Genomic DNA, 24,564 nt, shown 5'->3' with positions numbered 1-24,564 from the left:
GGTGATGGGAAGCGGTCGGGAGCCGTTCACCGAATTGCGTCAACCAGGCGCCGGATTTCGTCCTCGGTGTTGTAATAGTGTACCGAGGCCCGCACGACCATCGCAGGCTCCGGTGCCCAGCGGAGGGCCGGGTCGAACGGGGCAGAGACCAGGGGTGCCACGGAAACATTGATCCGGTCTTGGGCCAACCGCCTCCTGATGCCCTCGGCGTCGCGTCCCCGCACTGAAAACGTGACGATGCCGCATCTGGTTAGCCCCCGGTCGTGGACGGTGAGGCCGGGAACTGCCCCGAGTTCGGCCCGCAGCAGTTCCGCTAGCCCGGTCACGCGCTCCCGGATCGCGTCCACCCCCAGTGCCAGAGCGTAATCAACTGCCTGTCCCAGGCCCAGCCTGCCGGCGGCGCTGGCCTCCCAACTCTCGAAACGGCGGGCATCGCCGCGGACTTCATAGGAGACGGCACCGGACCCGACGGCGGAATGCTGGTCCAGCAGGACCGGTTCAAGCCGTTCCAGCACCGATCCGCGCACATAAAGGAATGCGGTGCCGCGCGGTCCCCGCAGAAACTTCCGCCCCGTTCCCGTCAGCACATCGCAGCCCAAGGACTGCACGTCCAGCGGCAGCTGGCCCACCGACTGGCAGGCATCGAGGACAAACATCACCCCGGCAGCACGGCAGCGCCGGCCCACCTCCGCCGCCGGATTTACCAGACCGTTAGCCATCGGCACATGGGTCAACGCGACTAAAGCCACGTTTCCGCGCTCAAGCTCGGGCTGCAGCTGATCCACGTCCACCTGCCCGTATGAATCGTCCTCGAGCACCACTATCCGCAGATCATGGCGACGCGCCAGCTGCCGCAGGGCAATGACGTTGCTTACGTACTCCGTGCGGCCAATCAGGATCCGGGCCCCGCGGTCAAAGGGGATACTGTACACCGCCATCGCCCAGGCGCGGCTCCCGTTCTCGGCCAGGGCAATCTCCGTCGGCTCCGCCCCGACCAGCCGCGCCACGGAGGAGTACACCTTCTCAAGCCGATCAGCTGCCTCCTCCGCCGCTTCGTAGCCGCCAATCTCCTCCTCGCGGCGCAAGTGAGCCACAACAGTCTCCATCACGGGGCGCGGGACCAGCGCGCTGCCCGCATTGTTCAGATGGGCCACCCGCCGGACACCGCGGGTCTCACGGCGCACGGCTTCGACATCGATCGGCATACACACCATCCTGCCCCATCCGCGCTAAGTAGCGATCCCCAACCCGGCATCTTGGAGGTCGGGACCGCTGAAGGCTTGGTTGCTCCCATTCTTGTCAGGCACTAATTTTTGGTTGTTAGTCGAGCCGTGAAGACGACCCTCTGCACAGGAAAATGGGCGTGAGCCATGGCGTTGCACGCTTTCCATGCTTGGATGCCAGTGAAGTAGAACCGGGACTGGATAGCACTATCCGCCTCTTTAACGATTTGAGTGATCTTCGGACTCCCGGTGATGTCGTGGGTTCTGTAGTTGGGGATACCCTGCTGATAGGCGACAAGTTTCTTTCGCACAGCATCAAGGGCCGGAAATTCCTCTGCAGAAGAGGCCGCCCAGACGCTTTCCAGGCTGCCAAGGTCCTCATTGTTCCTGTAGGAGAGGCGAATACCGACCCAAGCTTGCTTGTTCTTTGTCCCCGCATGCGAGAGCCAAAGCCCAAACGATCTTGCCTCAATGGCGGAACGGATCATGGCGTAGAGTGCCATCATCGGGATTTCTCGAGTCTTATTAATATAGGCGAGGGTGGACCCTACATTGTCCATGCCGACGACGACGAAATTGTGGAGTTGCTGGGACAATGGCTCATATGGATTCAGTGCGTCTACTGCCATTAGAGCCCTTCCGGCGCTTGGTCGTGGGGGCGTGGCCCATCTTGCTACGAGGGCCGCTGTGCTGTCATTAAGTCCGCTGAGATATTGGGCCGCTGTGTCGAACAGAAAGCCACGCTGATTCATGCCCGATTCTTACATGCGTCGGCGACGTACCCGCCAACCCCAAACTCTTCCCCCTGAACGAGCTGCAACCCAGACTGCTCTAAAGCACCGCACATGCCCCGTCGGAGGTCGTGGCCGGGTGTGATGACCATGGTCGCAAGTATGATGAGGGCGGCGTCCGGGCCGCCACCGGCCCTGCACCTTGCCCCTCGCCGCTAGGCCGGGGGCATCGGGTCGGTGCGGGTTATCACCTGGTCAAAGAAAGCGAGTGGTCGTGTCCGAGGGTTCATTTACCGGGTCTGCAGGTGCTCTGGTTGCCGACCGGTACACCATAGGCGCCTCGATCGGGCGCGGCGCCACGGCATCGGTGTACCGGGCGCGGGATGAAAACCTGGGCCGTGATGTCGCGCTGAAACTGTTCTCCCCGCAGCTCGGCGGACCCGCCGGGCCGGGTCGGTTCGAGGCTGAGATGCGGCTCGTTGCCACCTTCAACCACCCGTCACTCGTGACGCTCTACGACGCAGGCACCGACACCCGGGTCCCGGACGAGCCCAGGACCTACCTGACCATGGAACTGATCCACGGCCCGGACCTGCACGCCAGACTGCGCCAAGGACTGCTTGCAGCCAAGCACGTGGCCGGCATCGGAGCAGACCTTGCCTCGGCCCTGGACTACGTCCACGGGCGCGGGATCATCCACCGCGACATCAAACCGGCGAATATCCTCCTGGCCGACGCCCGCCGTGGAACCGCGCCCCGGCCCAAACTCACGGATTTCGGGATCGCGCGCATCATCGAAGGGACCCGCCTGACCGCCACCGGCACCACCGTCGGAACAGCCGCTTACCTGAGCCCGGAACAGGCCACCGGGTCCGCCCTCGGACCGGAAAGCGATATCTATTCGCTGGGACTGGTCTTGCTCGAATGCCTCACCGGAACCCTCGAGTACCCAGGTACCGCCGCGGAATCAGCCGTCGCCCGGCTGCACCGGAGGCCCCGTGTCCCGGCCGCACTCGGCCCGCAGTGGACTGATCTGCTCACCGCCATGACAGAGACAGAACCCTCCGCCCGCCCCACAGCAAGGGACGTCGAAGCAGCACTGCGGGCCGCCATCGCCTCCGGCTCCCCCGCCGCGGTGTCCGGGAAGCCCGGCGTTACGACGCGAACCCTGCCCGGCATACCCGACCGGCCGCCCCGCAACGGCAAAGCCGCCGCGCGCACCCGCATCCTCATCCCCACGCTGCCCGGCGAGGACGACGAGCCAACACACCCCCCGGCCGCTCCAGGAGACCTTACTCGGCGTCAGCGGCCGAAATTGCGATGGCCAAAATTCCCGCGCAGGACGCGCTGGATCACCGGTGCCGGGCTGCTTCTCGCCGGGCTCGTGATCGTGAGCGTGAGCGTTGTCCACGCCCCGGCACCGGCATCCACGGTTCCGAAGCCATATCCGAGCATTGCCGGGCCCCTGGGACAACACATCGACCAGCTGAAGAAAAGCATCACACCATGAACCAGGCACTGAACAGACTCCTGAAGACCGCAGCCGCAGCCGTGCTGATTGCTGGAATCCTTACAGGATGCGCGAACCCCCAGGCGGACCTGCAACCGGGCGCCGCCGAGAAGCTGCAGGAACGCCTCCAGTCACTCGCCCGGTCAGCGGCCGACCAAGACTTCCCGGCGGCGAGGACGGCACTGGATCTGCTCGCCAGCGACGTCTCCACCGCCGCGGCGAACGGTGATATCCCAGCGGGCCGGCGGCAGGACATCCAGAACGCCATCGACCTCATCCGCGCAGACCTGACCGCCATGACGCCCGCCCCCAAAACAACCCCGACACCGCCCCTCCAGACACCATCACCGGCAGTCCCGCCACCGACCGACAACGGCAAAGGAAAAGGCAAAGACGTCAGCCACAGCAACGACGACTGAGAACCCCGGTGCGGCACCAGGACAGCAGAGAAACCATGGACACGTCCGGCCGGTCCCCTCCTCCCGTCCGCGGCGGTTGCCCCGGCTGCTCCGAGCTTAAGTCACGAACCGTCCGTACGCTGCCTCTTCGGCAGCCGTCAAATACTCACCAGCCATACACGCTCAACGAACAATGCCACCGACCCTTACCGCCACAACAATCCCTAGCGCAACTTACCCGCGCAATGGTCCCCGACACCGAGATCCCGCGGCGAGGCGATCAGTCCCAGAATCCCGAGCGGTAGCACGACGTCCAGCGCGTTGGGGTTGTAGTCAGGAGCTGGAATGTGGCGAAGCAGCGGTTCGGTCTGGCAAAGGTAGGACTCCGTTTCCGGGTCAAAAAGCATCTCCCACGGCATCGCGGCAAGCTCGGGTGCCGCAGGCCGCAACACCACGCGCAGCTGCTGGCCGCTGTGTTGCGCGGTGCCCAGACTTGCCCGGTACGTTCCGTAAACCTCGCGGGTGAACAACGCCCGGAACAGTTGCTGACCACTCCCCGGACCGGCCGTTCGGCGACAGGTGTGGTCCGGCGGGAAGCCACTGCGGATGCCAGGACAGTGGCTTCCAGCTCTGCGCGGCGTTCGAGGATCTCGTCAACGTCCAGCCGGAAGACCCCGGAAGCGTTTCCGCCGGCTGGAGCCTGGACAACACGCACAGTGTATTCACCGCGTTCGGAGCCGGATGCCAGTTCCAGCTCGATGTCACCGTCCATCGCGACCTTCTTAGCGACACCGGGACCGGGGGCGGCTGCCCGCCTCAGCTTCCTCCCGGAGTAAGGAAACATGCCTTATAGGTAAAGAGCGGCCCACCGGCAGACCGTTCACAAATGGCAGCCTGCAGCCGAATTTCCGGTCTTGCTGCAGCGGTCTGTAGCGGATTCTCCGGACACTTGTACACCTCACTGACCGGGCCTAACGTTAAGTCATAGGAAGAGGTGGTCCGCTGTGGAGATCTTCATGTGGTGGCTGGACTTGGATCTGGGTACCAAACAATGGCTGCGCGAAAACATCGGGGCGGGGGAGTTCCCGTTGCCGGTACTGCATGCCATTGCCGAGGCCGGCGGACCGCATCCTGACACCGTGGCAAGCGTGCTGACAGAGGCTGACTGGGACTTCATCCAGACGCAGTCCGAATTCGTGGACTGATATTTTCCGAAGCAGCTGAGCTGCAGAAAACCATTGCGGCCATCCGCCTTGAGTGGTTGCATGGGGTGCATGGCTACCGCAGAGAGTTATGTCTTAGCGATCGGGACCAAAAAAGGCCTCTGGCTGGCTACCAGCCAGGACCGGCAGGAATGGTCCCTCTCCGGCCCGCATTTTCTGATGAGCGAAATTCCCAGCATCGGAATTGATACGCGGGACGGCAGGACCCGGATCATGGTGGGGGTGCGCTCCGAGCACTGGGGACCCACCGTTGCCCATTCCGATGACCTTGGCGCCACCTGGACCGAGCCCGAACAGGGTGCCATCAAATTCCCCGAAGATACCGAAGCAGCGCTGGAGCGCATCTGGCAGATTTATCCCGACGCCGAGTCCCGGCCGGGTGTTGTGTGGGCCGGTGCAGAGCCCATCTCCGTGTGGAAATCGACCGACGGCGGCGAGCACTTTGAGTTGAACCGCGGACTCTGGGACCATCCGCACCGGCCGGATTGGGGTGCCGGCTACGGCGGCGCTGCGGCGCACTCCATTGTGGTCAACCCTGCCGGCGACAACGTCCACGTTGCCATGAGTACCGGCGGTGTGTACCGCTCGCTGGACGGCGGAACGTCCTGGGAGGCCCGGAACAAGGGAATCTCCGCTCGCTTCATGCCCGATCCCAACCCCGAATTCGGCCAATGCGTTCACAAGATCGCGGCGGATGCCGCCGTCGAAGGCCGCCTTTACGCGCAGAACCATCACGGCGTCTACCGCACCGACGACAACGGCGAGAACTGGAATTCGATCGCCGAAGGACTGCCCGCCGATTTCGGGTTCGTGATGCTGACGCACCCCCACCGGGAGGGCACCGCCTGGGTGATTCCCCTGAAGGCCGATGGCGAGAGGATCCCGCCGGACGGCAAGCTGGCCGTGCACCGGACGGACGACGCCGGCAACTCCTGGAAGCGGTTGGATACCGGCTTGCCGGACCACGAATACAACGCCGTGCTGCGTGACGCTGCTTCTGTGGATTCAGTGGAACCCGCCGGCGTGTACTTCGGTACGCGTGGCGGCTCGGTCTACGCAAGCAACGATGAGGGCGAGACCTTCACCGAAGTGGCGTCGCATCTGCCGGACGTGCTGTGCGTCCGCGCGGCAGTGGTTTCCGGGGCACCTGCGCACGCTGCAGTGCCAGCCGCGGTCTCCGGGTAGTGATCCGCCGTGGCCGAGATCAGCGTGCTGCTGCCGAGCATCCTCCAGCCGTTCGCCGGCGGGCAGCCCTCCCTGACTGCGGCCGCCGAGGGGACGGTGACTGTGGGCTGGTTGTTGGACTCGGTGACCGTTGGTTACCCGGTGTTGGCCCGGCGCTTGAGGGATGAGACCGGCGCGCTCCGCCGCTACGTGAATATTTACGTGAACGGCGACGAGGTCCGTCGTCTGCAGGGGCTGGAAACTGAAGTGGCGGAGGGTCAGGAAGTGCTGATCATCCAGTCAATCGCCGGTGGCTGAGTGCCGGCGACGCGACTGGCTGGCGCTGGATCTGCCCGGACACGGGGCCTCCGATACCGCCCCTGACTACGATCTGCCTGCCGTTGCCGCCCTCATACATCAGGCCCTGGAGGGTGCTGGCCTGTCTGAACCTGTCATGGTGGGCCATTCATTGGCTGCAGTTCTGGTCACGTTTTACGCAACCATCTTCCCGGTCAGCGGAGTCGTCAACGTGGACCAGTCGCTGCGGACCGAGGGCTTCACCCAAATGGTGGCGCCCATGGCGGCCAGGCTCAGGAGCCCGGATTTCGCCACGATGTGGCCCATGTTCCGCGGATCAATGCACACCGAGCTTCTCTCCCACGAAGCGCAGGATCTCCTGGATGCAAGCAGTACACCCACGCAGGAGCTTGTGACCGGTTATTGGAAAGATGTACTGGACCGTCCCGCCGACGAGCTGACAGCGTATACGGACCAGATGTGCGCGGCCCTGCGGCAGAAGGCAGTTCCCTATCTGTCCGTCATGGGCGCTGAACCTGAGGCGGGCTACGCCGACTGGCTGGCAGATGCCATCCCCCAGGCCAGAATGGAGATCCTGCCGGGCAGCGGACACTTTCCCCATCTCAAGCATCCGGAGCGATTTGCCCGCATCCTTGCAGATACAGCCCACGCAGCGTCCCGGGCGGGCAGTCCTTCCTGACTGCGCCCGCCGACGGGCGGTGACCGTGGGCTTGTTGGCGGACTCCGCGATGGTGATTACCCGGAATCGGCCCGGCGGTTGAAGGACGGAACCGGCCGCTCCGCAGCCACGCGAATATTTGCGTGAACGGCGTCGAGGACCGGCGGTGAACGCTGGCGACGGCGGGCTCAGGCGACGCGCCAGAGGCTGCACTCATCCGCATTGACGGCCTTGCGCATGCCGGAAACACGGTCCATGATCCAGACGACGCCGATTCCCGGGGCCGTGTCCTGGACGCTGCCGCGGCGGATCACAACATCGTCATAGCTGGGTCCCACCGACAGGTGGGCTTCGATCTCGTCGCCGCGGTGGAGCTGGTCCAGGGCACGGATCCGGGTTTTTTGGGCTTTGGCTTCCTTCAACATGGCGGGGCCTCCTGAGCTGGAGCTGGTGCCTGCAATTGCCGGCAGCTCCAGTCTCCTACGCCATTGTTGCGCCCGCGTTTCCTTCCGGTTAGCTGTGGGTTAGTTTCCCGCGCCAGTGCTGTTTCCTGTCTTCTTTCCCAGCCAGAAGGCGAACGACGCCGGTCAGCTGCTCCGGTGGAGTACCTTGAGTTCCCAGGGGCGCAGGCGCAGGGACGCGTCGTCGGGATAGTTGCCCAGGACCTGCGCGGCCCCGGCCCAGACGCCGTCCCTCAACCCGGCGGTCCGCACCTCGGAGGAGAAGTTGCCCAGCACCAGCATTGCAGCGCCCGGCAGCGACCTCGTGAAAGCGTAGATGTGCTTGTCATCCGGAAGCAGCATGGTGAAATCCCCGTGCGAGACCACTGGGTCAGCGTGCCTTAGCTCAATGACCCTGCGGTAGAAGCTGAAAACGGAATCCGGATCATCCACCTGGGCGGCAGCGTTGATATGGTTCGAATTCGGATTCACGGCGATCCACGGCGCTCCGGTGGTGAAACCCCCATGCCGGCTTGCGTCCCACTGCACCGGCGTCCGTGCGTTGTCCCGGTTCAGCGGCGCCAGGGCAGCGAGCACCTCGGCGTCGGTGTGGCCCAGATGCGTGGTTGCTTCGCGGTGGTGGTTCAGTACCTCGATGTCGCGGTAGTCGCTGATGGCGCCGAAGGTCATGTTGGTCATGCCCAGTTCCTCGCCCTGGTAGATGTAAGGGGTTCCCCGGTGCAGGTGAAGGATCCCGGCGAGCATCTTGGCTGACAGTTCGCGGAACTGGCCGTCGTCGCCGAAGCGGGATACCGCCCGGGCCTGGTCGTGATTCCCCCAGTAAAGGCTGTTCCAGCCGCGTTCGGCCAGGCCTTCCTGCCAGCGGCCCAGCGACTTCTTCAGATCCGTCAGCAACAGCCGCTTCGGCCGCCATTTGTTGCCGTCCTCCTGGTCCAGGGCCACATGTTCGAACTGGAAAACCATGTCCACCTCTTCCCGGGCAGGATCGGTGAACAGCACGGCGTCCTCCACGGTGACGCCGGGCATCTCGCCGACGGTCAACAGGTGCTTGTCCCGGCCGTCGAAAACTTCCTGTTGCATCTCGTGCAGGAATTCATGGATTCGCGGCCCAGACATGAAGTGCGGGGATCCATCGCCATAGAGCACGCCATCGCAGCGTGGACCGTCCGGGAGGGAGGTGTCCTTGGAGATGAAGTTGATGACGTCCATCCGGAAGCCGTCCACGCCGCGGTCCAGCCACCAGTTCATCATGTCGTACACCGCCGCCCGGACCTCGGGGTTCTCCCAGTTCAGGTCCGGCTGCTTTTTGGAGAACAGGTGCAGGAAGTACTCACCGGTGACTTCGTCATATGCCCACGCCGGGCCGGAGAACGCCGAACCCCAGTTGTTCGGTTCCGCGCCCGGCGTGGGGGTGGCGGCAGTGCCGGGATCGACCCCGTCGCGCGGTGGCCGCCACCAGTACCAGTTGCGCTTCGGGTTGTCCTTGGACGAACGCGACTCCACGAACCACGGGTGTTCGTCCGAAGTGTGGTTCACCACGAGGTCCATCACCAGTTTCATGCCCCGCTCGTGAAGCCCCTCCGTCAGCTCGCGCAGGTCCTCAAGAGTGCCGAAGATCGGATCCACGTCGCGGTAGTTGCTGATGTCGTAGCCGTTGTCATCCTGCGGGGAGGTGAAGATAGGGGAAAGCCAGACGACGTCGACACCCAGCTTGTGCAGGTAGTCCAGCCTGCTGATGATGCCGGGCAGGTCGCCGATGCCGTCACCGTTGGAGTCCGCGAAGCTGCGGGGATAGATCTGGTAGACCACGGCACCCCTGAACCAGTCCCGGCCGGATCCATGGGCGGTGTCTGCAGCTGAGGGCTGTTCAATGGTCATCGTTAATGTCTACCGGCGAAGCGCGCGCATGTCGAGAGCCGGTGTCCCGTCCCGGCATCGGGTGATTGCCTGCTTGCTCAGGCCGGGTCAACGCGGGACTGTTGCTGCCTGAATACCGTTGGGGGAACCCCCACGCGTTGTGTGAAGAGTCGCGCGAAATAGGCAGGATCGTCGTAGCCGACCCGGCCGGCGATGGTGCCGACGGTAAGCCCCGTTTCCGCCAGCAAGACCTGGGCGTGGGAAATCCGGGCTTCGACGATGTAATTGAGCGGGTTCAAGCCCGTGGACGAACGGATTATGGCTCGTAATTCGGGTAGGGAGACCCCCACCAGCCGGGCGCGGTCTGCCATCGAGATGGGCCGGGTTACGTCACTTTTCAGTCCGGACAGGACCTGCATTTCGCGCGAGACCGGGGCGTCAGCTGCGGGGTTCGACGACAGCATTTCCAGGAGCACGCGTTGGGTGGCCACCGAGGCTTCAATGCTCCAGCGTAGTCCGATGCCTGATAGGGCAGTCCGGAGTCCGGCAAACAGGTCCGTGATGCCGTCCGTCCCTGCACGAAGGCTGACGACCGGCACATCCGGGTCCAGGAGGCCGAGCTCCCGGTACGGCTGGACTCCTGCCCCGTTGAACAGAATCCAGTGTTCGGACCAGCCGTCCTTGTCCGGTCCGTATCTGTGCTCGACGCCAGGCGGTATGGAGATGAAGGCGGGAGCCCGCACCGTCCTCTTCTTCTTGTGCGGGTCCCCCTGGGTGTACCAGCCGTCTCCTGATGATATGTAGACCAGCGCGTAGCTGGGCAGCTTCCGGTCGCGGGGGGAGGGCCCGGCGCTGGCCTGCTGCCCGGCTCCGAGACACACGATGGTGGATTGGGCCAAGAACGGATTGGGCGTCGAAAACAGCGACCAATCGTGCGATTTGTCCAAGGTGCGATCCTCACCTGCGAAAATCCAAGGATTTGTGTGGATAATCCATGGAGGAATATCCAAGTTAGTCAGATGATATCAGTATGGTTACTTCAAACGGGTACGTACTGGACGCCTCGCCGGCACGGCTCGGATACCTCGAGCCGGTCCCTCAAACAGAACGCGATAACCGGGATGCCCTGTGGTCCCGCATCCGCCGGGACGGGTACCTGTACCTGACGAACCACCTTGACCCAGGCGTGGTGGGGTCATTCCGGGAGCACTACTTTTCGAAGCTGGCCGGGACGGGGTTGTTGTCACCCGGATCGGACCCGGCGATCGGGACCAATGCCCCGGGCGAGGTCGATCGTGGCCTCGTGCGGGAGATCCTCTTCGGGGACATCGTCCCCGGTGCCGCCTACGAGGCCTTGACCAGCCATCCGGCCATCCGCGGCTGGTTCCAGTGGTTCCTGGATGGTGAGGTGCACCTTCACAAGCGGAAGATCATCCGCCACATCCGCCCGGGCGAAGACGGCATCGGCACGGCCACCCAGGCACACTACGACTTGATCTATTTGCGCGAAGGCAGCGAACGGGTCCTGTCCATGTGGATCCCGCTCGGCGATTGCCCCGTGGAGATGGGCGGGCTCACGTATCTCGAGGGCAGCCATCACTGGGCGATGGCGGATGAACGCGAACGGGGCGAGAAGCGCCCTGCTGTCTCGATGACGGCTGACCTGCCGGGACTTGCCGAGGAGCACAACAGCCGCTGGCTGCTCGCCAACTACCGTGCCGGCGACGTCATGGTCCACTCCTCGTACATGGTTCATGCAGGCAGCGACAACGTTGACCCGGACAACAGGATCCGGCTCTCCACCGACATCCGCTACCAGCGGGCCTCGGAGCCCATCGACTGGCGCTGGCAGGAGCACTGGAACTACAACGACGGACTCTGAACCGCCGTCAGCGTGCCCGGCTCGGCCCGCCATGCAACCTCGAAGATTGGAATGTATCGTGACTGGTTTCATCGAAGAAGGACCCGCGGACGGTGCAATCGGTGTCCAGATAGACGGCCGTGACTACCGCTGGGAGAACGTTACGCTCAATGATCCGGGGGATCGGGCATGGGCCCACCCGGGCGTCGCTGTCTCGCCCGGGGACACTATCTATGTCGCCGATGCTAGCGGTTCACAGGTGGTGTCGATTTCTCACTCGGGTACCCGCGGGACCATGTCGCTGCCCGTGACGGAGTGTCACGGCCTGGCTGTGACTGCCGACGGCGGGCTCTGGGTTGCTGACAACGGCCACAAGCTGGTGCCTCAGGGTGCCGGCTATGCCGACGTCGTCAATGCCGGCCAGGTCATACTTGTGGACCCGAACGGGAGCCTCGTCCAGCGGCTTGGGGCCCCGGGCCGGTGGAGCCCCTGCGGGGTCGCGCTGCACGACTTTGGACGAGGCTCTGAAGGACGGCTCTGGGTTGCTGATGGGTAGGCCAGAGCCTCGTTCACTGTTTTTCCCCTGACGGTGAACTGCTCTGGAGCAGCGATGGCAAGGACAGCGGCATCGCTTTCAAACAGCCACATGGTATTGCGGTCGATGACCGCACAACGCCTCCACGGCTCCTGATCGCCGACAGGGGAAACCGGCGAATCGTGGTCATGTCCCTCGACGGCCGTTACCTCGGGACGATTGGACAGGGCGTCCTCTCCAGCCCGTCGGGTTTCGCAGTCGACGGAGACCGCCTCTGGGTCACCGAACTTCACGGGAGCCTTGCCATATTCGACGCCGATGATCAGGTCATCGGGCGGATAGGAGCAGACCTCCGCCGACGATCACCTGATTGGCCCAATATCCGACGCAAGGGTGCCATCATCAGGCCAACGACTGTCCCTGGCCGCTTCCGGAGCCCCCACGGCATCGCAGTCACGAGCGAGGGTACCGTCGTTATCACGGAATGGCAGGCCGGCGGCCGTGTCACCCGGCTGGTCCCCGCGAGCAGCAACGACCGAGCCACGGGTGCAGTCGGGTAAGTTCCTGGCCCGTTTTGCGTCAATTCGATCGCGACCATCTGGACAGAATCAGTCTGCCGGTTGGCGGCATCGGCACTGGTACCATCGGGTTCGGCGGCCGCGAGGATCTCCGTGATTTCGAGTTGGGGAACCGGCCGGCGAAGAGTTTCCGGCCCAACACGGCCTTGATAGCTGTTCGCGCCGAGGACATCAATCGGCTTCGAATACACGGCCGCGACCAGCATGATCCAATACGGAAGCCCCACTGACGCACTCACGGCAAGTTGGTCTGCCTTCATCGCGTGGAACGGCTTCGAGTGGAACGCCGTCAGCGGCAATCTTCACATCGACGCCGCGGCCGAAGACACAACAACGTTCTGGACCGCAGGAGGCGCCTGGGGGACCTGGACGCAGCACCGCAATGGACACGAGCTGGTTTACGCGGTTCATGTCGCTGAAGGCGTTCTCCCGCTGAAGGCTATCTACCTTCATGGGCTGGTAGCTCACCAGGCCCTGAAGCAAGCGCCCTGAGCGCGGGCCACACGCTTGGGGGCACCATCACGTAGACCTCCGTGACTGGCGGGCCGGCGCATGACTGTAAGCGCTCCCGGTGGAAAACGGCCAGGCCCGCCCCCGCAGCTTGCGGTCAGCGGTGCCGAAACCGCTGGCTCACGGTGTGCAGGCGGTGTCCCTCGGTCGCGGGGTCGGATCGAAGCCGGTCACCGGGGCCACGGAACTGCCGTAAACCCGCATCTCCGCAGCGGCCGCGAAGGGCTGGCCGTTCAGGGAGCTGTTTGCCTGGAACTTGACGTACCTGGCCGTGACGGGTGTGAAACCGATCATCTGTATCGCCGTTGAGTCCGCCAGAGAACCCGAAGCAGCCTGGGTCCAGGTGCTGCCGTCCTCGGACGTGAAGACGGTGTAGTCCTTGACCTTGCCGTTCTGGCCGCCGGACTGCCTGCCTTGGTAACCGAAGCCGTTGATGGTGTAGTCGCCGTCGAGCTTGAGCTGGACCCAGTGCGGGTAGGGCACCAGAGCATTGGTGTAGTCGGAAACCCAGAGGGTGCCTGGGTCACCATCGAGCACATTCGACACCGGGCCCTCGACCGGGCCCGTCGGCAGGTTTTCCGAGTCGGCGGTTGCGGTCATTGAGGCTGTAGCTACGACGACGGATGTCCCGACACTGATGTTCGAATCCGCAGAGACGGTCTTGGTCGCACAATCGTTGAAATATGTCCCGCTCGGGTGCAGCACGTAGTTGGTCCCCGCCGAGTCCGGAGGCGTCGTCAGGATCCACCTGGTGCTGACCGTCGCGCCAGGCTTGACCGTGGCGAACAGGTTGCCGTCCTTGGTGGAAACCTGGGCGGACCAGCCGCTGGGCAGGGTACCCGGCGAGAGGGCCACATTGGACGCGTCCGTCGTCTCGTTGTTCGTGAACGAGGTGACGTAGCTGTTGGTCGTCCCCGGGCTTAGATCCGCGTTGCCCGGGGCCGTGACCGTGGCGCAGGAGGCTCCGCCTGTCGCGGCGCCCATGTCAGTGACGGTGAAATCATCGATCATGAAGTCCGCACCCGTGGCGGCGCCCGTCTTCCTCAGGCCCACCCAGTTGTCCCCGCAGCCTGCCGTGAAGGTCTTGGCATAGGCGGCCGTTGTGAGCGCAGGTGTCAGTGCCTCGCTGGTCAGATCCTTCGAGATAGTTGTGCCGCCGCCGACGGTATCGGCGCCGGTGACCCATTGCCACTGGCCGGCGATATTCGTCTGGTACTTGAATGCCACCTTGTAGGAGTGCCCCGCGGTGAAGGGCGCCGTCGCCGGAATGGTCCGGTAGACAAGCCCCGTGTTCTCCTCATGCGACTTCAGCGAATGGTTGCCGGCGATCACATCGTCCACGGCCTGGCCGTTGAGGGCGCCGGTGTTGTACGGGCTGTGCGTGTTCTTCCAGTCCCTCTGCGTGAAGGGGGCATGGAGATCGCTGATGCTGGTCCGGGGGGACGTGATGCCGCCCGCGTCGCCTTTCACGAAGGGGCCCCAGCCGGGCTGGTTCCCCTCAAAATTCGCCGAGGCGACGGCGGCGGCGCCGCCCGGGTCGCCTGGGACGGGTGTGGTTGTGTCATCCATGATCCGGACGTCGTCCAGGGTCACGGCCGGCGCTCCGGCGGCGGCGGAGATTGAAATATCCGCCCTGCCGTTTTTGGGTGCCGTGAAGGCGACTGAGGCGCGCTGGGAGTAGGTGCCCTGCCTGGCATCCTCGGTGATCTGATTCTGTACCGGGGTGATGTCAAAGGTGTTCGCAGCGGTCAGATCCTTCCCGGAAACCGTCAATGTGGTTGCCCGGCGGTCACCCGGGCCGATCTCGACGTTGGCGCTTAGCGTGTACTGTTTGCCCGGCGTCAGGTCCGTGACCGTCTGCGAAATGCCCGATGCGGCCGAGCCGAGGGTGGCAACGTTGTCGCCCGAGGCGGTGCGGGCGGTGGCAGCCCCGCCGGCCGGGTTCCAGGCCTTGAGGTTTCCGGCGTTGAAACCGGGATCCGCCAGCCGGGTGCCCTGGCCGTAACCCGCGTCCTTGTGCGGTGCCTGGCCGCCCTTGGGTGCCAGGATGTAGGGCTGTCCCTTGTCACCGGTCAGGGTCACGCGACCGTTGACCGCCTTGACATCGGAAACTTTGACGCGGCCCTGGTCTGTGAGCTTGAACAAGGTGAAGTCGCTGGTTTTTGCGAACTGCTCGGTCAGAGTGAAGGTGACAGGGCCGCCGTCGGCGTTGTAGTAGTACATTTTGACGGCGTCGCTGGGGGACGTGGTGCCGTTATTGTCGACGGCGTCACCCCAGGGCAGCAGGTAGGTGCCGCCCCTGAGCACCACCGCGTCTCCCATCGTAATCTGCCGTTCGGCGCCATCCATCGTGATCCCTACACCGCCGGTCAGCGTTGCCGACTTGCCCAGATCCCAGTTGGTGACGTCGTAGTGCTGGATGAATTTGCTCGGAAGGTTGGCAGTCCAGATGTTGCTGTAGAAGGCGTTCCAGTCGTTCTGGCCCGTCCATCCCTCGAATTCCTTGATGTCGGAGCCGCCCAGCAGGGGGTCCGTGTTCCAGACGTCTCGCTGCGAGTTGGAAATGAAGCGCACGATGTTTGAGTTGATGCCCTTGTTGGTGGCGCCGCCGTAGTTTTTATCGTTGGCCCAGTGAGACCAGACGGAGTTGCCCTCGAACTTATAGGACCATTCGGTAGCAACCTCGAAGCCCATCTTGTGCAGCTGGGCCGCCAGCTGGTCGGCCAGCCATCCGCTGGAGTAGTACGCGTCGATGTAGACGGTCTTGATGCCCGGAGCTTCCTTGCGGAGCTGGGCAAAGCGGTCCAGCACCGCACCGGAGCCCAAATCGCTGCGCTGGTCGATGTGGTAGGACTGGTTCAGCCAATTCCAGCCGTTGACCTGGCCCTGGATCAGGCCGTCGCTGAAACTGTTGGCCTGCGGGTACGCCTCGGTGACGTTGACGTGCACGGCGACGTCTGTATTAAACGTGGCGCCCAAGGTGGTGAGCGTGTTCAGATCCGTCAAACCGCCGGCGCGGGTGTTGTAGTTTCCACCGTAGTCCGGGTGCGCCGAATCGTGCCCTTCGTTGGCGTAACCCTTCTCGAGGACCCACTGGCCGAGGTCATCGGTGGCCATGGAAATCCGCTTGACGTTATCGAGAGTCTTCAGGAAGGGGTTGGTGGCTTCGCTCGCGAAGTTAAACGGGATATGTGCAACGACGCGCTCGGGCACACGGTCGGCCCCGAGCGGCTGGGTCATGGCAGCGCGGTAGGCGATGGCACCGTCCTGCCAGGTGGCCTGACCGTCGTTGTTCGCATCTGCTGAGAGGACGACGGTGGCCTTGGGCAGGGCGTAGAACGTCACCCGCGGATCCGTGGCACCGGCGGCGGCGTAGGTCCAGTTCCCGGCCGACAGCTGGGCGCGGCGGGCGCCATTGCCAGCATCGACAATCTGGGACTGGAGCCGGGTGTTCCAGTTGACTTGGCTGTCCTGGGCCGAATCGTCCGTGGCGTTGGTGATGATGCCGGCTGAGAGCTGGGAGTTGCTGACGAATCCATAGGGTGTGCCCACGGGAGAGTCTTCAACCCTTGACGATCCGGCGATGGAGAGGAACTGATCGGCCGTGGTGGTGGAATCGGTCGAGATCTTGGTCCGCGCCAGCGCGGACTTGGCGTCCGAGGAATCGACCGAGACCAGCGACTGGTCAGGGATGGAGAGCTGATCGATGGTGTTGGCTGCGCCGCCGTCGATCTTGGTCACCGCAAACTCAACGGTATTCTTCCCGGTCACCGTAATGGCAGACGAAATCGTGACGTTGGGGAAGTCGGCAAACGTCGAGGTGTAGCTGGCGGCGTCCGTCGCCGAGGTCATGGTGGTTGTGGCGGTGTGGGGCCTGCCGTTGATGGTGAACGTGTTAAGGGCCTCTGCCTGCCCGGACAGCGATTTGCCGTTCAGATCATAGGAGATGACCTGGGGGAAGTCCGTGGCGACCTGGACGGTCAGTCCTTGGCCGTTACTCAGGGACAGCGGAGTGGCCGGGGTAGCCGGCGGCGCAGGCGGGACCGGCGTGGGTGCGGTGTCACCAGTGGTACGCACGCGAAGCTCCGGGGCGGCGTTCGCTGGGGCTGCTCCGATGGAGACCGGATACATGGCCAGCAAGGCCAGCGCCACGGCGCCCGCCGTCCAATGCCGGGATAACGCGTGTGCCCGTAGTGGAGGGAACCGATGTGGGAGAAGCATTTTCTGTCCTTGCCTGTTCGTAAGGGGGCCGGCTGGTCAAGCGGCCGGGAAATCGCGTCGTTGCTCTTTCCTCGGCCCACATGTGAGGGATGATCTTGCGGCGGTGAAGGAATGCGTCCTCACGGGGCAACCAGGTAAATCAGCGGGCAACGTGGGGGTGGCGGCACACTGCGTTGAACTGCGGACCGGGAACGATTCCCGCAGGTACACTTCCACGATACGAAAGGAACCACCGCCCCGGAATGGACTTTGATGGGCAGGTTCTTGGACTTTCCGCAGGGGCGGACCACGCCGACTGCGCACTTGGGCAACAGCATCGCCGGTGCGCAGCTTGCTGCCACATCCGCCCCGTGGGCCATAGACTCAAGACAACTACGTGCAGCAGTGCCGCTCCGCGAGGCCACGGCCCATCAGCGGGCTAAGGCCCGTCGGTGAAGCACCGCTGCACTCGTCCGAGAGGGGAGTGGCGGGTGAAGCTAGGCATAGCGCGGGAACGCCGGGACGGCGAGCGGCGAGTGGCCGCGACGCCGGAGACGGTGAAGCAGCTGACGGAACTGGGCCTCGAGGTCCTGGTTGAATCGCGTGCGGGCGTCACCGCAGGACACAGCGATCAGGACTATGAAAAAGCGGGAGCCCGGATCGTCCCCGACCTCGATCTCGGCGAGCTGGACGTCTACGCCCACGTCCGCCCGCTCGAACCGTCAACAGCCATATCCCTCCACCGGGGAGCTGTCACCATCGGCCTGGCCTCGCCGTCGTCGGAACTCCCGACGGTAAGGGCGCTCGCCGACGCCGGAGTGACTTCCTTCGCGCTGGAGCTGGTGCCGCGCATTTCCCGCGCGCAGTCCATGGACGCACTCTCCTCGCAGGCCCTCGTGGCCGGGTACCGCTGCGTGCTCGAGGCTGCCATGCGGCTGCCCCGCTTTTTCCCGCTCTTTATGACGGCCGCCGGAACCGTCCCTCCGGCCCGGGTACTGGTTCTTGGCGTGGGTGTCGCGGGCCTGCAGGCCATCGGCACGGCCAAACGGCTCGGTGCACGTGTCTCCGCCAACGACATCCGGCCGTCCTCGGCGGACGAGGTGGCTTCAATGGGCGGCACCTTCATCAACCTGGACCTTGACAAAGCAGGGCAGACGGCGGAGGCGGCGGGCGGCTACGCGCGCGAGCTCACCGCGGACCGCGGCGCCCTGCAGCGCCGGCTTTTGGCCCCGCATGTCGCCCAGGCGGATGTGCTGATCACGACGGCGGCCGTCCCCGGAAGGCGGGCGCCGCTCCTCGTGAGCCGGGAAATGGTGCAGGGCATGCGCCCCGGTTCGGTCGTCGTCGATCTCGCCGCTGAGTCCGGCGGCAATGTGGAGGGTTCCGTGCCTGGCCGGGACATCCAGGTGCCCACGGCGGACGGTCAGGGTCACGTCATCCTGGCGGGGATGAAGGACATTGCCTCCACCATGCCGGCCGACGCCTCGCGCCTGTACGCCAAGAACATCGCCAACCTGCTCGCCCTGATGACCAGGGACGGTACCGTGACCCCGGACTTTGAGGACGAGGTGCAGGCGGGCGCCTGCCTGACGCACGACGGCGAGGTGCGGCACACGCCGACGGCCGAGGCTCTCGCGGCGCTTGCCGGGCAGATGGCGGCACTCGTCAAGACGCAACAGTCCAGCAACGAAGGGGTGGCCTGATGGACGGCATGAGCCTGCTAACCATCACCGTGCTGGCGGTCTTCGTCGGCTTTGAGGTGGTTTCGAAGGTCTCCAGCACCCTGCACACGCCCCTGATGTCCGGGGCGAACGCCATCCACGGCATCATCCTGGTGGGCGCCATCATCGTGGCCGGCCAGGCCGGGGACCCGTGGGTGTTGGCTGTTGCCCTGCTCGCCGTCGTCCTCGCCACCGCCAACCTGGTGGGCGGTTTTGTGGTGACGGACCGCATGCTGGAGATGTTCCGCGGCCGCAGGATGCCGGCGTCGGGCGCTGACGGGTCCCCTGCCAAGCAGGTCTCCAACGGCAGGCTGGCCTCCGACGGCAAGGAAGGTTCACCATGACCATCCTCAACCCGACGTGGACCGCGCTGCTCTACCTGGTGGCGGCCGCCTGCTTCATCCTGGCGCTCAGGGGCCTGAACTCGCCGCGAACTGCCCGGCGGGGAAACCTGCTGGGCGCCTTCGGTGCGCTGATCGCCGTCGTCACGGTGTTCCTGTCGGTCAAGCTGGACAACATCCCCTGGATCCTCGGGGCGATCGCGGTGGGTTCGGCGGTGGCTGCGCCCGTGGCCCGGCGGGTCAAAATGACCCAGATGCCGCAGCTCGTGGCGCTGTTCAACGGTGTGGGCGGCGGCGCAGCGGCACTGGTGGCACTGCTCGAGCTCGCCCACACGGATGACGCCTGGGTGCGCGTGGCCATCGCCTTTACCTTGCTGGTGGGGGCCGTGTCCTTCGCCGGCTCTGCCATCACTTTCGCCAAACTGCAGGAGCTGATGACCACCCGCCCCGTGGTGTTCCCCGGACTGGCCGTGATCATGGGCGCGGTGCTGCTCGCGGCGGTGGGTGCCGCAGCCGCCGTCGTACTCAGCGGTTCCGTCGTGCTGGCGCTGGTGCTCCTGATGCTGGGGCTGGCGGCCGGCGTGCTGCTGGTCCTGCCTGTGGGAGGCGCGGATGTGCCGATCGTCATCTCGCTGTTGAATGCGTTCACCGGACTCGCCGTGGCTGCCTCCGGCCTGGTGCTAGGCAACGTGCTCCTTGTGGTGGCGGGCACGCTGGTGGGGGCCTCGGGCACCATCCTCACCCGCGCCATGGCGGCGGCGATGGGCCGAAGTGTTGCCGGCATCCTGTTCGGTGCTTTCCGGGGAGGTTCGACGGCGGGTTCGACGGCGGTGAGCGATCGCCCGGTGCGCTCGTCCAGCGCGGAGGACGTCGCTGTGCTGCTGGGTTACGCGCAGCGGGTGATCATCGTCCCCGGCTATGGCCTGGCGGTGGCGCAGGGCCAGCACACTGCGGCGGAGCTGGCCTTGGCCCTGGAAGCGCGCGGCATCAAGGTGGATTTCGCGATCCACCCGGTGGCCGGGCGTATGCCGGGGCACATGAACGTGCTGCTCGCCGAGGCCAATGTCCCGTACGAGTCGCTCAAGGAGATGGGCGAGATCAACTCCGAGTTCAAGACGGCGGACGTCGCCCTGGTGGTGGGCGCCAACGACGTGGTCAACCCCGCCGCGAAGACCTCCTCCGGCTCACCGATCTACGGCATGCCCATCCTGGAAGTGGCGGACGCGCGGCAGGTGGTGTTCCTGAAACGCTCCATGCGTCCCGGGTTTGCGGGGATCGAGAATGAACTGATGTACGAGCCGCAGACCACGCTCCTTTTCGGGGATGCCAAGGAGTCCCTGACGAAGGTGCTCGGGGCGGTCAAGGGGTTGTAGCTCCCGGGTGGTTGAGCGCCGCGCTCAGATGAGCGCGCGTTGTTTGCTCATTTGATACGATGGCGGAAAGTTCCTACTACCGCCTGAGGATCCTCGATGACGACGCTCAATTCACGCGCCCTGCCCCAGCTGTCCGCCAAGCTGGCAGTCCCCGGCTATGACCGCTCCGCCCTGAAAACAGGCATCGTGCACTTCGGTGTGGGCGGTTTCCACCGCGCCCACCAGGCCATGTACCTGGACCGGCTGATGAACCAGGGCAAGGCCTTCGAGTGGGCCATTTGCGGTGTCGGTGTCCGGCCCCATGACGCCAGAATGAAACAGGTCATGGCGGACCAGGACTGCCTCTACACGCTGTTGTTTAAGAACCCGGACGGCACCCGTGAAGGCCGCGTCATCGGCTCCATCAAGGAGTACCTCTTCGCCCCGGAAGACCCGGAGGCGGTCATCGAAAAGATGGCCTCGCCCGAGGTCAGGATCGTTTCCCTCACCGTCACCGAGGGTGGCTATAACTTCCATCATGTGACTGGGGAGTTCGACGCCGGCAATCCGGACGTCGTCCACGATCTCACCCCCGGTGCAGCCCCGAAGACCACCTTCGGCCTGGTCACAGAGGCGCTCTCCCGCCGTCGCGGGCGCGGGATTGCGCCGTTCACGGTGATGTCCTGCGACAACATCCAGGGCAACGGTGATGTCGCCAAAAAGATGTTCACCGCCTACGCCACCTTGAAGGACGCCGGCCTGGGCGCCTGGATCGGTGAAAACGTCCCGTTCCCCAACTCCATAGTGGACCGGATCACGCCCGTCACCACCGACGAAGACCGCGCCGAGATCGCGGAGGAATTCGGTGTGGAGGACCAGTGGCCGGTGGTCTGCGAGCCCTTCGAACAATGGGTGCTCGAGGACCACTTCAGCCTGGGCCGCCCGGGGTTCGAGGACGCCGGCGTCCAGCTGGTGGAGGACGTTGAACCGTATGAGCTCATGAAGCTGCGGCTGCTCAACGCCAGCCACCAGGGCCAGTGCTATTTCGGCTACCTGGCCGGCTACCGCTACGCGCACGAGGTCTGCCAGGATCCGCTGTTCGTCCGGTTCCTCCTGGACTACATGGACCTCGAGGCCACGCCCACGCTGGCGCCGCTCCCAGGCGTTGACCTGCCGCTGTACAAAAAGACGCTAATCGAACGTTTCGCCAATGAGCACGTGCGTGACACTCTGGCCCGGCTGTGTGCCGAGTCTTCGGACCGGATTCCCAGATGGCTGGTCCCGGTGATTCGGATTAATCTGGAGAAAGGCGGCGAGATCTCCCGTTCCGCCGCCATCGTCGCCTCCTGGGCGCGTTACGCCGATGGTGTGGACGAGGCAGGGGAGGTAATCGACGTCGTCGACCGTCTTAAGGAACCATTGATGGCTGCCGCTGCCCAACAGCGGGAGGACAAGCTGGCGTTCCTCCGGAACCGCGAGGTCTTCGGCGATCTGGTGGACAACGAACGCTTCACCGGCGAGTACCTCAAGTCACTGGATGCGCTGCACAGCTCGGGAGCCCGCGCAGCAGTGGAGCTGCTGGCGGTCAGCGAAACCCGCGCCTGAGCAGGGATCCGTCAGGCACCGTTAGGATTGCCTTGTTAGCGAGGAAACCACGCTCCACGTCGAACAAAGGATCCCATGACAGCCTCAGATTCCCGGCCCTTGAAGCGCGCTGCCGTCATCATCAATCCCGCCAAGTCCGCGGATGTGGATGTGCGCGGCATGGTGACCCGGCTCAGCAGGAGCAACGGCTGGGGTGAGCCCCTGTGGCTGGAAACCACCGAGGAGGATCCGGGCGCAGGCCAGGCGCGGGAAGCGCTGGAGGCAGGGGCCGACGTCGTTATTGCGGCGGGCGGCGACGGAACGGTGCGCTGCGTGGCTGAGGTCCTTGCCGGTACCGGCACGGCATTGGGACTGATCCCGCTGGGCACCGGAAACCTGCTGGCGCGAAACCTGGGAATCGACATCACGGACATGGATGCTGCCGTCAGCGGTGCCCTGCTGGGCGGCAACCGGAAGATCGACGTCGTCCGGGCAACCCTTGACCACTCGGAAGCTGAGCAGGTTTTCCTGGTCATGGCCGGGCTCGGCTTCGACGCCAGCACCATGGCCGACACTAAATCAGAGCTCAAGGACAAGGTGGGGTGGCTGGCTTACGTCGATGCCGGCATCCGCAACCTTCCCGGCAAACCCGTCAAGGCGAAGATCAGCATTGACGGCCAGCGCGCCGTCAGCCGACGGATGCGCAGCGTGATGGTAGGGAACTGCGGCAAGCTGATGGGCGGCGTGGAAGTCTTCCCTGACGCTTCCATGGAGGACGGCATCCTGGATCTGGTGGTCCTGGCGCCACGGGGCACACTCGGCTGGCTCGGCGTCCTTGCCGCAATGATCGGCAGGGGCAGGGGCAAGGACGCCGCAGCGGAATACTTCCAGGGAAAGTCAGTGGAGATCAGCCTGGCGCACGAACAGGAATTCCAGCTCGACGGCGACCACGAGGGCAACGGTTCACACCTGTCCGTGAAAGTGGATCCCGGCGCGCTGCTGGTACGCATGGCCGAGGGCTGAGGGGCTAGCCGGCGGAGTGCTTGCCGAGCCGCTGCCGAAGCTCAGGAACAACCAGCTCAGGCACAGCTCGCAGCATGAACTGGTGAAGGAGGCCCCCGGAACCACATTGGTGGCGCCGTTTCAGGAGCTGCCGTCCAGGCCGCGGGGTCAACCGCGGTACCGGCGGACAGGATGTGTTGCGGAACCGGCGGACAGGATGTGTCGCGTCTCGGCGTCCACCGCGAGCACCTCGCACGACTTCGTGGAGGAGCCGACGCCGACTACAACACTCACGCTGTGTCCTCGGCGGGCAGCCCCGCGGCCAGAACGGCGGCAAGTTCCTCGTCAAGGATCAGTGCGCTGATGAACCCGGCGGCGGCGGAGGCGCGGACGGCGTCCGCCCGCCCGGCCCCCTGCGCCACGGCAATGACCTGGGGTGTGCTCTGCAGCTGCGCGAGTGTGACGGCGATGATGCGGGCGTCCAGTTCCGTGGTCACTGCCGAGCCATTGGCATCGATCAGGCGGCCCGAGCACTCCGCCACCGCGCCGGCGGCAAGCGCAGCTTTCCGCACCGGGTTGTCCACCCGTTCCCAGACGGTGGAAATCTCCGGCGCCCACCCTCCGATGGCAACCACCGCCAGGTCCAATGAGTCTGCCTTGTTCAGGGCGTCCGAAATTTCGGGCTGCCGGCGCAGCCCGTTGGCCGTCGCGGCGCTGTCAACCACCAGCGGCGCCCACATGGGCCATGTCCTGCCGCCGGACACCCGGCCCAGGCGCTGGATCAGCTCGAGCGGGTTTCCGTTCCCGGCCACGGGGAGGGCCCCTGCAAGCTGGACCACCTCGCAGCTGGGAAGTTCAGTCACGTGGTCCGCCGCTACGTCGAGCGTCCGGGACCAGGAAATCCCCACCGTCATGCCGGCACGGGCTGTGGCCATCAGCTCCTTGGCCGCTGCCTGTCCCAGTTCATCGCGCTGCTGGACGACGTCGGCGAGGCTGCGGACCACCACAACGCGCCGCACACCGAGCAGTGCTGCCAGTTGGGATGCATCCGTGGACACGGGGGAGTTGGGGAAATGCACCTCGATCTTCACGATTCCCGCGGCCCGCGCTTCGTCCAGATAGCGCGCCACCTGGAAACGGGAGATGCCGTGGGACGTGGCGATTTCAACCTTTGAGCGGTTATCCAGGTAGTACTCCTTGCCGATCCGGGCCAGGAGTTCCTCGTGCGATGTCTCAGACACAGTTTCACCTTTGTGCGTAACGAATGAGCGCCAAGTCTTGCTCAATTGAGTATATATGACTAGAGTCACATTACAAATGAGCAAGACTTGGATCTC

General features: G+C 64.7%; 24 protein-coding genes. 15 read left to right on the top strand and 9 right to left on the bottom strand.

Annotated features, from left to right (window positions below):
* Nucleotides 1-26: 26 nt before the first annotated feature.
* A complete protein-coding gene (locus ACQCST_RS00745) occupies nucleotides 27-1,205 on the bottom strand; it encodes an aminotransferase class V-fold PLP-dependent enzyme (RefSeq protein WP_426997482.1) in 1,179 nt (392 codons plus the stop codon).
* Between the two features lie 101 nt (nucleotides 1,206-1,306).
* The gene (locus ACQCST_RS00740) at nucleotides 1,307-1,852 is read right to left on the bottom strand and encodes a hypothetical protein (protein ID WP_426997481.1); all 546 of its coding nucleotides are present in this window, start codon (nucleotides 1,850-1,852) and stop codon (nucleotides 1,307-1,309) included.
* Nucleotides 1,853-2,228: 376 nt separating this feature from the next.
* On the opposite strand from ACQCST_RS00740, the gene ACQCST_RS00735 reads away from it, so the two are divergent.
* Both ACQCST_RS00735 and ACQCST_RS00730 read left to right on the top strand, forming a co-directional pair.
* Nucleotides 2,229-3,464, top strand: a complete 1,236-nt coding sequence (locus tag ACQCST_RS00735; protein WP_426997480.1) for a serine/threonine-protein kinase — start codon at nucleotides 2,229-2,231, stop codon at nucleotides 3,462-3,464.
* The gene (locus tag ACQCST_RS00730; RefSeq protein WP_426997479.1) at nucleotides 3,461-3,883 is read left to right on the top strand and encodes a hypothetical protein; all 423 of its coding nucleotides are present in this window, start codon (nucleotides 3,461-3,463) and stop codon (nucleotides 3,881-3,883) included. The genes ACQCST_RS00735 and ACQCST_RS00730 overlap by 4 nt, the downstream gene beginning before the upstream one ends.
* A gap of 203 nt (nucleotides 3,884-4,086) precedes the next feature.
* Here ACQCST_RS00730 and ACQCST_RS00725 read toward each other — a convergent pair whose 3' ends face one another.
* Nucleotides 4,087-4,392 carry a hypothetical protein gene (locus ACQCST_RS00725; RefSeq protein WP_426997478.1) on the bottom strand — a complete coding sequence of 102 codons (306 nt, stop codon included), beginning with the start codon at nucleotides 4,390-4,392 and terminating at the stop codon, nucleotides 4,087-4,089.
* Nucleotides 4,393-4,866: 474 nt separating this feature from the next.
* On the opposite strand from ACQCST_RS00725, the gene ACQCST_RS00720 reads away from it, so the two are divergent.
* The 4 genes from ACQCST_RS00720 to ACQCST_RS00705 are packed head-to-tail and all read left to right on the top strand — an operon-like array spanning nucleotide 4,867 to nucleotide 7,246.
* Nucleotides 4,867-5,067 (top strand): hypothetical protein, encoded by a 201-nt coding sequence (locus ACQCST_RS00720; RefSeq protein ID WP_426997477.1) that lies wholly within the window; start codon nucleotides 4,867-4,869, stop codon nucleotides 5,065-5,067.
* A gap of 60 nt (nucleotides 5,068-5,127) precedes the next feature.
* Entirely contained in the window at nucleotides 5,128-6,270 is a 1,143-nt protein-coding gene (locus tag ACQCST_RS00715; RefSeq protein WP_426997476.1) for a WD40/YVTN/BNR-like repeat-containing protein, read from the top strand.
* 9 nt (nucleotides 6,271-6,279) lie between these two features.
* Nucleotides 6,280-6,567, top strand: a complete 288-nt coding sequence (locus ACQCST_RS00710; RefSeq protein ID WP_426997475.1) for a MoaD/ThiS family protein — start codon at nucleotides 6,280-6,282, stop codon at nucleotides 6,565-6,567.
* On the top strand, nucleotides 6,560-7,246 hold the full coding sequence (locus ACQCST_RS00705) for an alpha/beta fold hydrolase (protein ID WP_426997474.1): 687 nt from the start codon (nucleotides 6,560-6,562) through the stop codon (nucleotides 7,244-7,246). The genes ACQCST_RS00710 and ACQCST_RS00705 overlap by 8 nt, the downstream gene beginning before the upstream one ends.
* Nucleotides 7,247-7,413: 167 nt before the next feature.
* Here ACQCST_RS00705 and ACQCST_RS00700 read toward each other — a convergent pair whose 3' ends face one another.
* The 3 genes from ACQCST_RS00700 to ACQCST_RS00690 form a co-directional block, all read right to left on the bottom strand.
* Nucleotides 7,414-7,650, bottom strand: coding sequence for a hypothetical protein (locus tag ACQCST_RS00700; protein ID WP_426997473.1), 237 nt, complete (start codon nucleotides 7,648-7,650; stop codon nucleotides 7,414-7,416).
* A gap of 162 nt (nucleotides 7,651-7,812) precedes the next feature.
* Nucleotides 7,813-9,564 (bottom strand): glycoside hydrolase family 13 protein, encoded by a 1,752-nt coding sequence (locus tag ACQCST_RS00695; RefSeq protein WP_426997472.1) that lies wholly within the window; start codon nucleotides 9,562-9,564, stop codon nucleotides 7,813-7,815.
* A 77-nt stretch (nucleotides 9,565-9,641) separates the two neighbouring features.
* The gene (locus ACQCST_RS00690) at nucleotides 9,642-10,490 is read right to left on the bottom strand and encodes an AraC family transcriptional regulator (protein ID WP_426997471.1); all 849 of its coding nucleotides are present in this window, start codon (nucleotides 10,488-10,490) and stop codon (nucleotides 9,642-9,644) included.
* 83 nt (nucleotides 10,491-10,573) lie between these two features.
* On the opposite strand from ACQCST_RS00690, the gene ACQCST_RS00685 reads away from it, so the two are divergent.
* The 4 genes from ACQCST_RS00685 to ACQCST_RS00670 all read left to right on the top strand — a co-directional run bounded on the left by ACQCST_RS00685 (nucleotide 10,574) and on the right by ACQCST_RS00670 (nucleotide 13,009).
* The gene (locus ACQCST_RS00685; RefSeq protein WP_426997470.1) at nucleotides 10,574-11,425 is read left to right on the top strand and encodes a phytanoyl-CoA dioxygenase family protein; all 852 of its coding nucleotides are present in this window, start codon (nucleotides 10,574-10,576) and stop codon (nucleotides 11,423-11,425) included.
* A gap of 58 nt (nucleotides 11,426-11,483) precedes the next feature.
* On the top strand, nucleotides 11,484-11,960 hold the full coding sequence (locus tag ACQCST_RS00680) for a hypothetical protein (RefSeq protein ID WP_426997469.1): 477 nt from the start codon (nucleotides 11,484-11,486) through the stop codon (nucleotides 11,958-11,960).
* Between the two features lie 167 nt (nucleotides 11,961-12,127).
* A complete protein-coding gene (locus ACQCST_RS00675) occupies nucleotides 12,128-12,499 on the top strand; it encodes a hypothetical protein (protein WP_426997468.1) in 372 nt (123 codons plus the stop codon).
* Between the two features lie 222 nt (nucleotides 12,500-12,721).
* Complete coding sequence (locus ACQCST_RS00670) at nucleotides 12,722-13,009, top strand: hypothetical protein (protein ID WP_426997467.1); 288 nt, start codon at nucleotides 12,722-12,724, stop codon at nucleotides 13,007-13,009.
* Nucleotides 13,010-13,147: 138 nt separating this feature from the next.
* On the opposite strand, the gene ACQCST_RS00665 is transcribed toward ACQCST_RS00670, so the two are convergent.
* Nucleotides 13,148-17,248 carry an endo-alpha-N-acetylgalactosaminidase family protein gene (locus tag ACQCST_RS00665; protein WP_426997466.1) on the bottom strand — a complete coding sequence of 1,367 codons (4,101 nt, stop codon included), beginning with the start codon at nucleotides 17,246-17,248 and terminating at the stop codon, nucleotides 13,148-13,150.
* Nucleotides 17,249-17,718: 470 nt separating this feature from the next.
* On the opposite strand from ACQCST_RS00665, the gene ACQCST_RS00660 reads away from it, so the two are divergent.
* The 5 genes from ACQCST_RS00660 (at nucleotide 17,719) to ACQCST_RS00640 (ending at nucleotide 23,248) form a co-directional block, all read left to right on the top strand.
* Complete coding sequence (locus ACQCST_RS00660; RefSeq protein WP_426997465.1) at nucleotides 17,719-18,930, top strand: Re/Si-specific NAD(P)(+) transhydrogenase subunit alpha; 1,212 nt, start codon at nucleotides 17,719-17,721, stop codon at nucleotides 18,928-18,930.
* Nucleotides 18,930-19,292 carry an NAD(P) transhydrogenase subunit alpha gene (locus ACQCST_RS00655; protein ID WP_426997464.1) on the top strand — a complete coding sequence of 121 codons (363 nt, stop codon included), beginning with the start codon at nucleotides 18,930-18,932 and terminating at the stop codon, nucleotides 19,290-19,292. Before ACQCST_RS00660 ends, ACQCST_RS00655 begins: the two co-directional genes overlap by 1 nt.
* Nucleotides 19,289-20,662 (top strand): NAD(P)(+) transhydrogenase (Re/Si-specific) subunit beta, encoded by a 1,374-nt coding sequence (locus ACQCST_RS00650; RefSeq protein WP_426997463.1) that lies wholly within the window; start codon nucleotides 19,289-19,291, stop codon nucleotides 20,660-20,662. The genes ACQCST_RS00655 and ACQCST_RS00650 overlap by 4 nt, the downstream gene beginning before the upstream one ends.
* Nucleotides 20,663-20,758: 96 nt before the next feature.
* Nucleotides 20,759-22,246, top strand: coding sequence for a mannitol dehydrogenase family protein (locus tag ACQCST_RS00645; RefSeq protein ID WP_426997462.1), 1,488 nt, complete (start codon nucleotides 20,759-20,761; stop codon nucleotides 22,244-22,246).
* A gap of 75 nt (nucleotides 22,247-22,321) precedes the next feature.
* Complete coding sequence (locus tag ACQCST_RS00640) at nucleotides 22,322-23,248, top strand: diacylglycerol/lipid kinase family protein (protein WP_426997461.1); 927 nt, start codon at nucleotides 22,322-22,324, stop codon at nucleotides 23,246-23,248.
* A 147-nt stretch (nucleotides 23,249-23,395) separates the two neighbouring features.
* Here ACQCST_RS00640 and ACQCST_RS00635 read toward each other — a convergent pair whose 3' ends face one another.
* Together ACQCST_RS00635 and ACQCST_RS00630 are read right to left on the bottom strand one after the other, a co-directional pair.
* Nucleotides 23,396-23,521, bottom strand: coding sequence for a hypothetical protein (locus ACQCST_RS00635; RefSeq protein WP_426997460.1), 126 nt, complete (start codon nucleotides 23,519-23,521; stop codon nucleotides 23,396-23,398).
* Complete coding sequence (locus ACQCST_RS00630; RefSeq protein WP_426997459.1) at nucleotides 23,518-24,468, bottom strand: sugar-binding transcriptional regulator; 951 nt, start codon at nucleotides 24,466-24,468, stop codon at nucleotides 23,518-23,520. The genes ACQCST_RS00635 and ACQCST_RS00630 overlap by 4 nt, the downstream gene beginning before the upstream one ends.
* Nucleotides 24,469-24,564: the final 96 nt, after the last annotated feature.

Source organism: Pseudarthrobacter sp. N5 (genome assembly GCF_050157035.1).
GTDB lineage: Bacteria > Actinomycetota > Actinomycetes > Actinomycetales > Micrococcaceae > Arthrobacter.
This window is presented reverse-complemented; position numbering and strand designations above follow the sequence as displayed.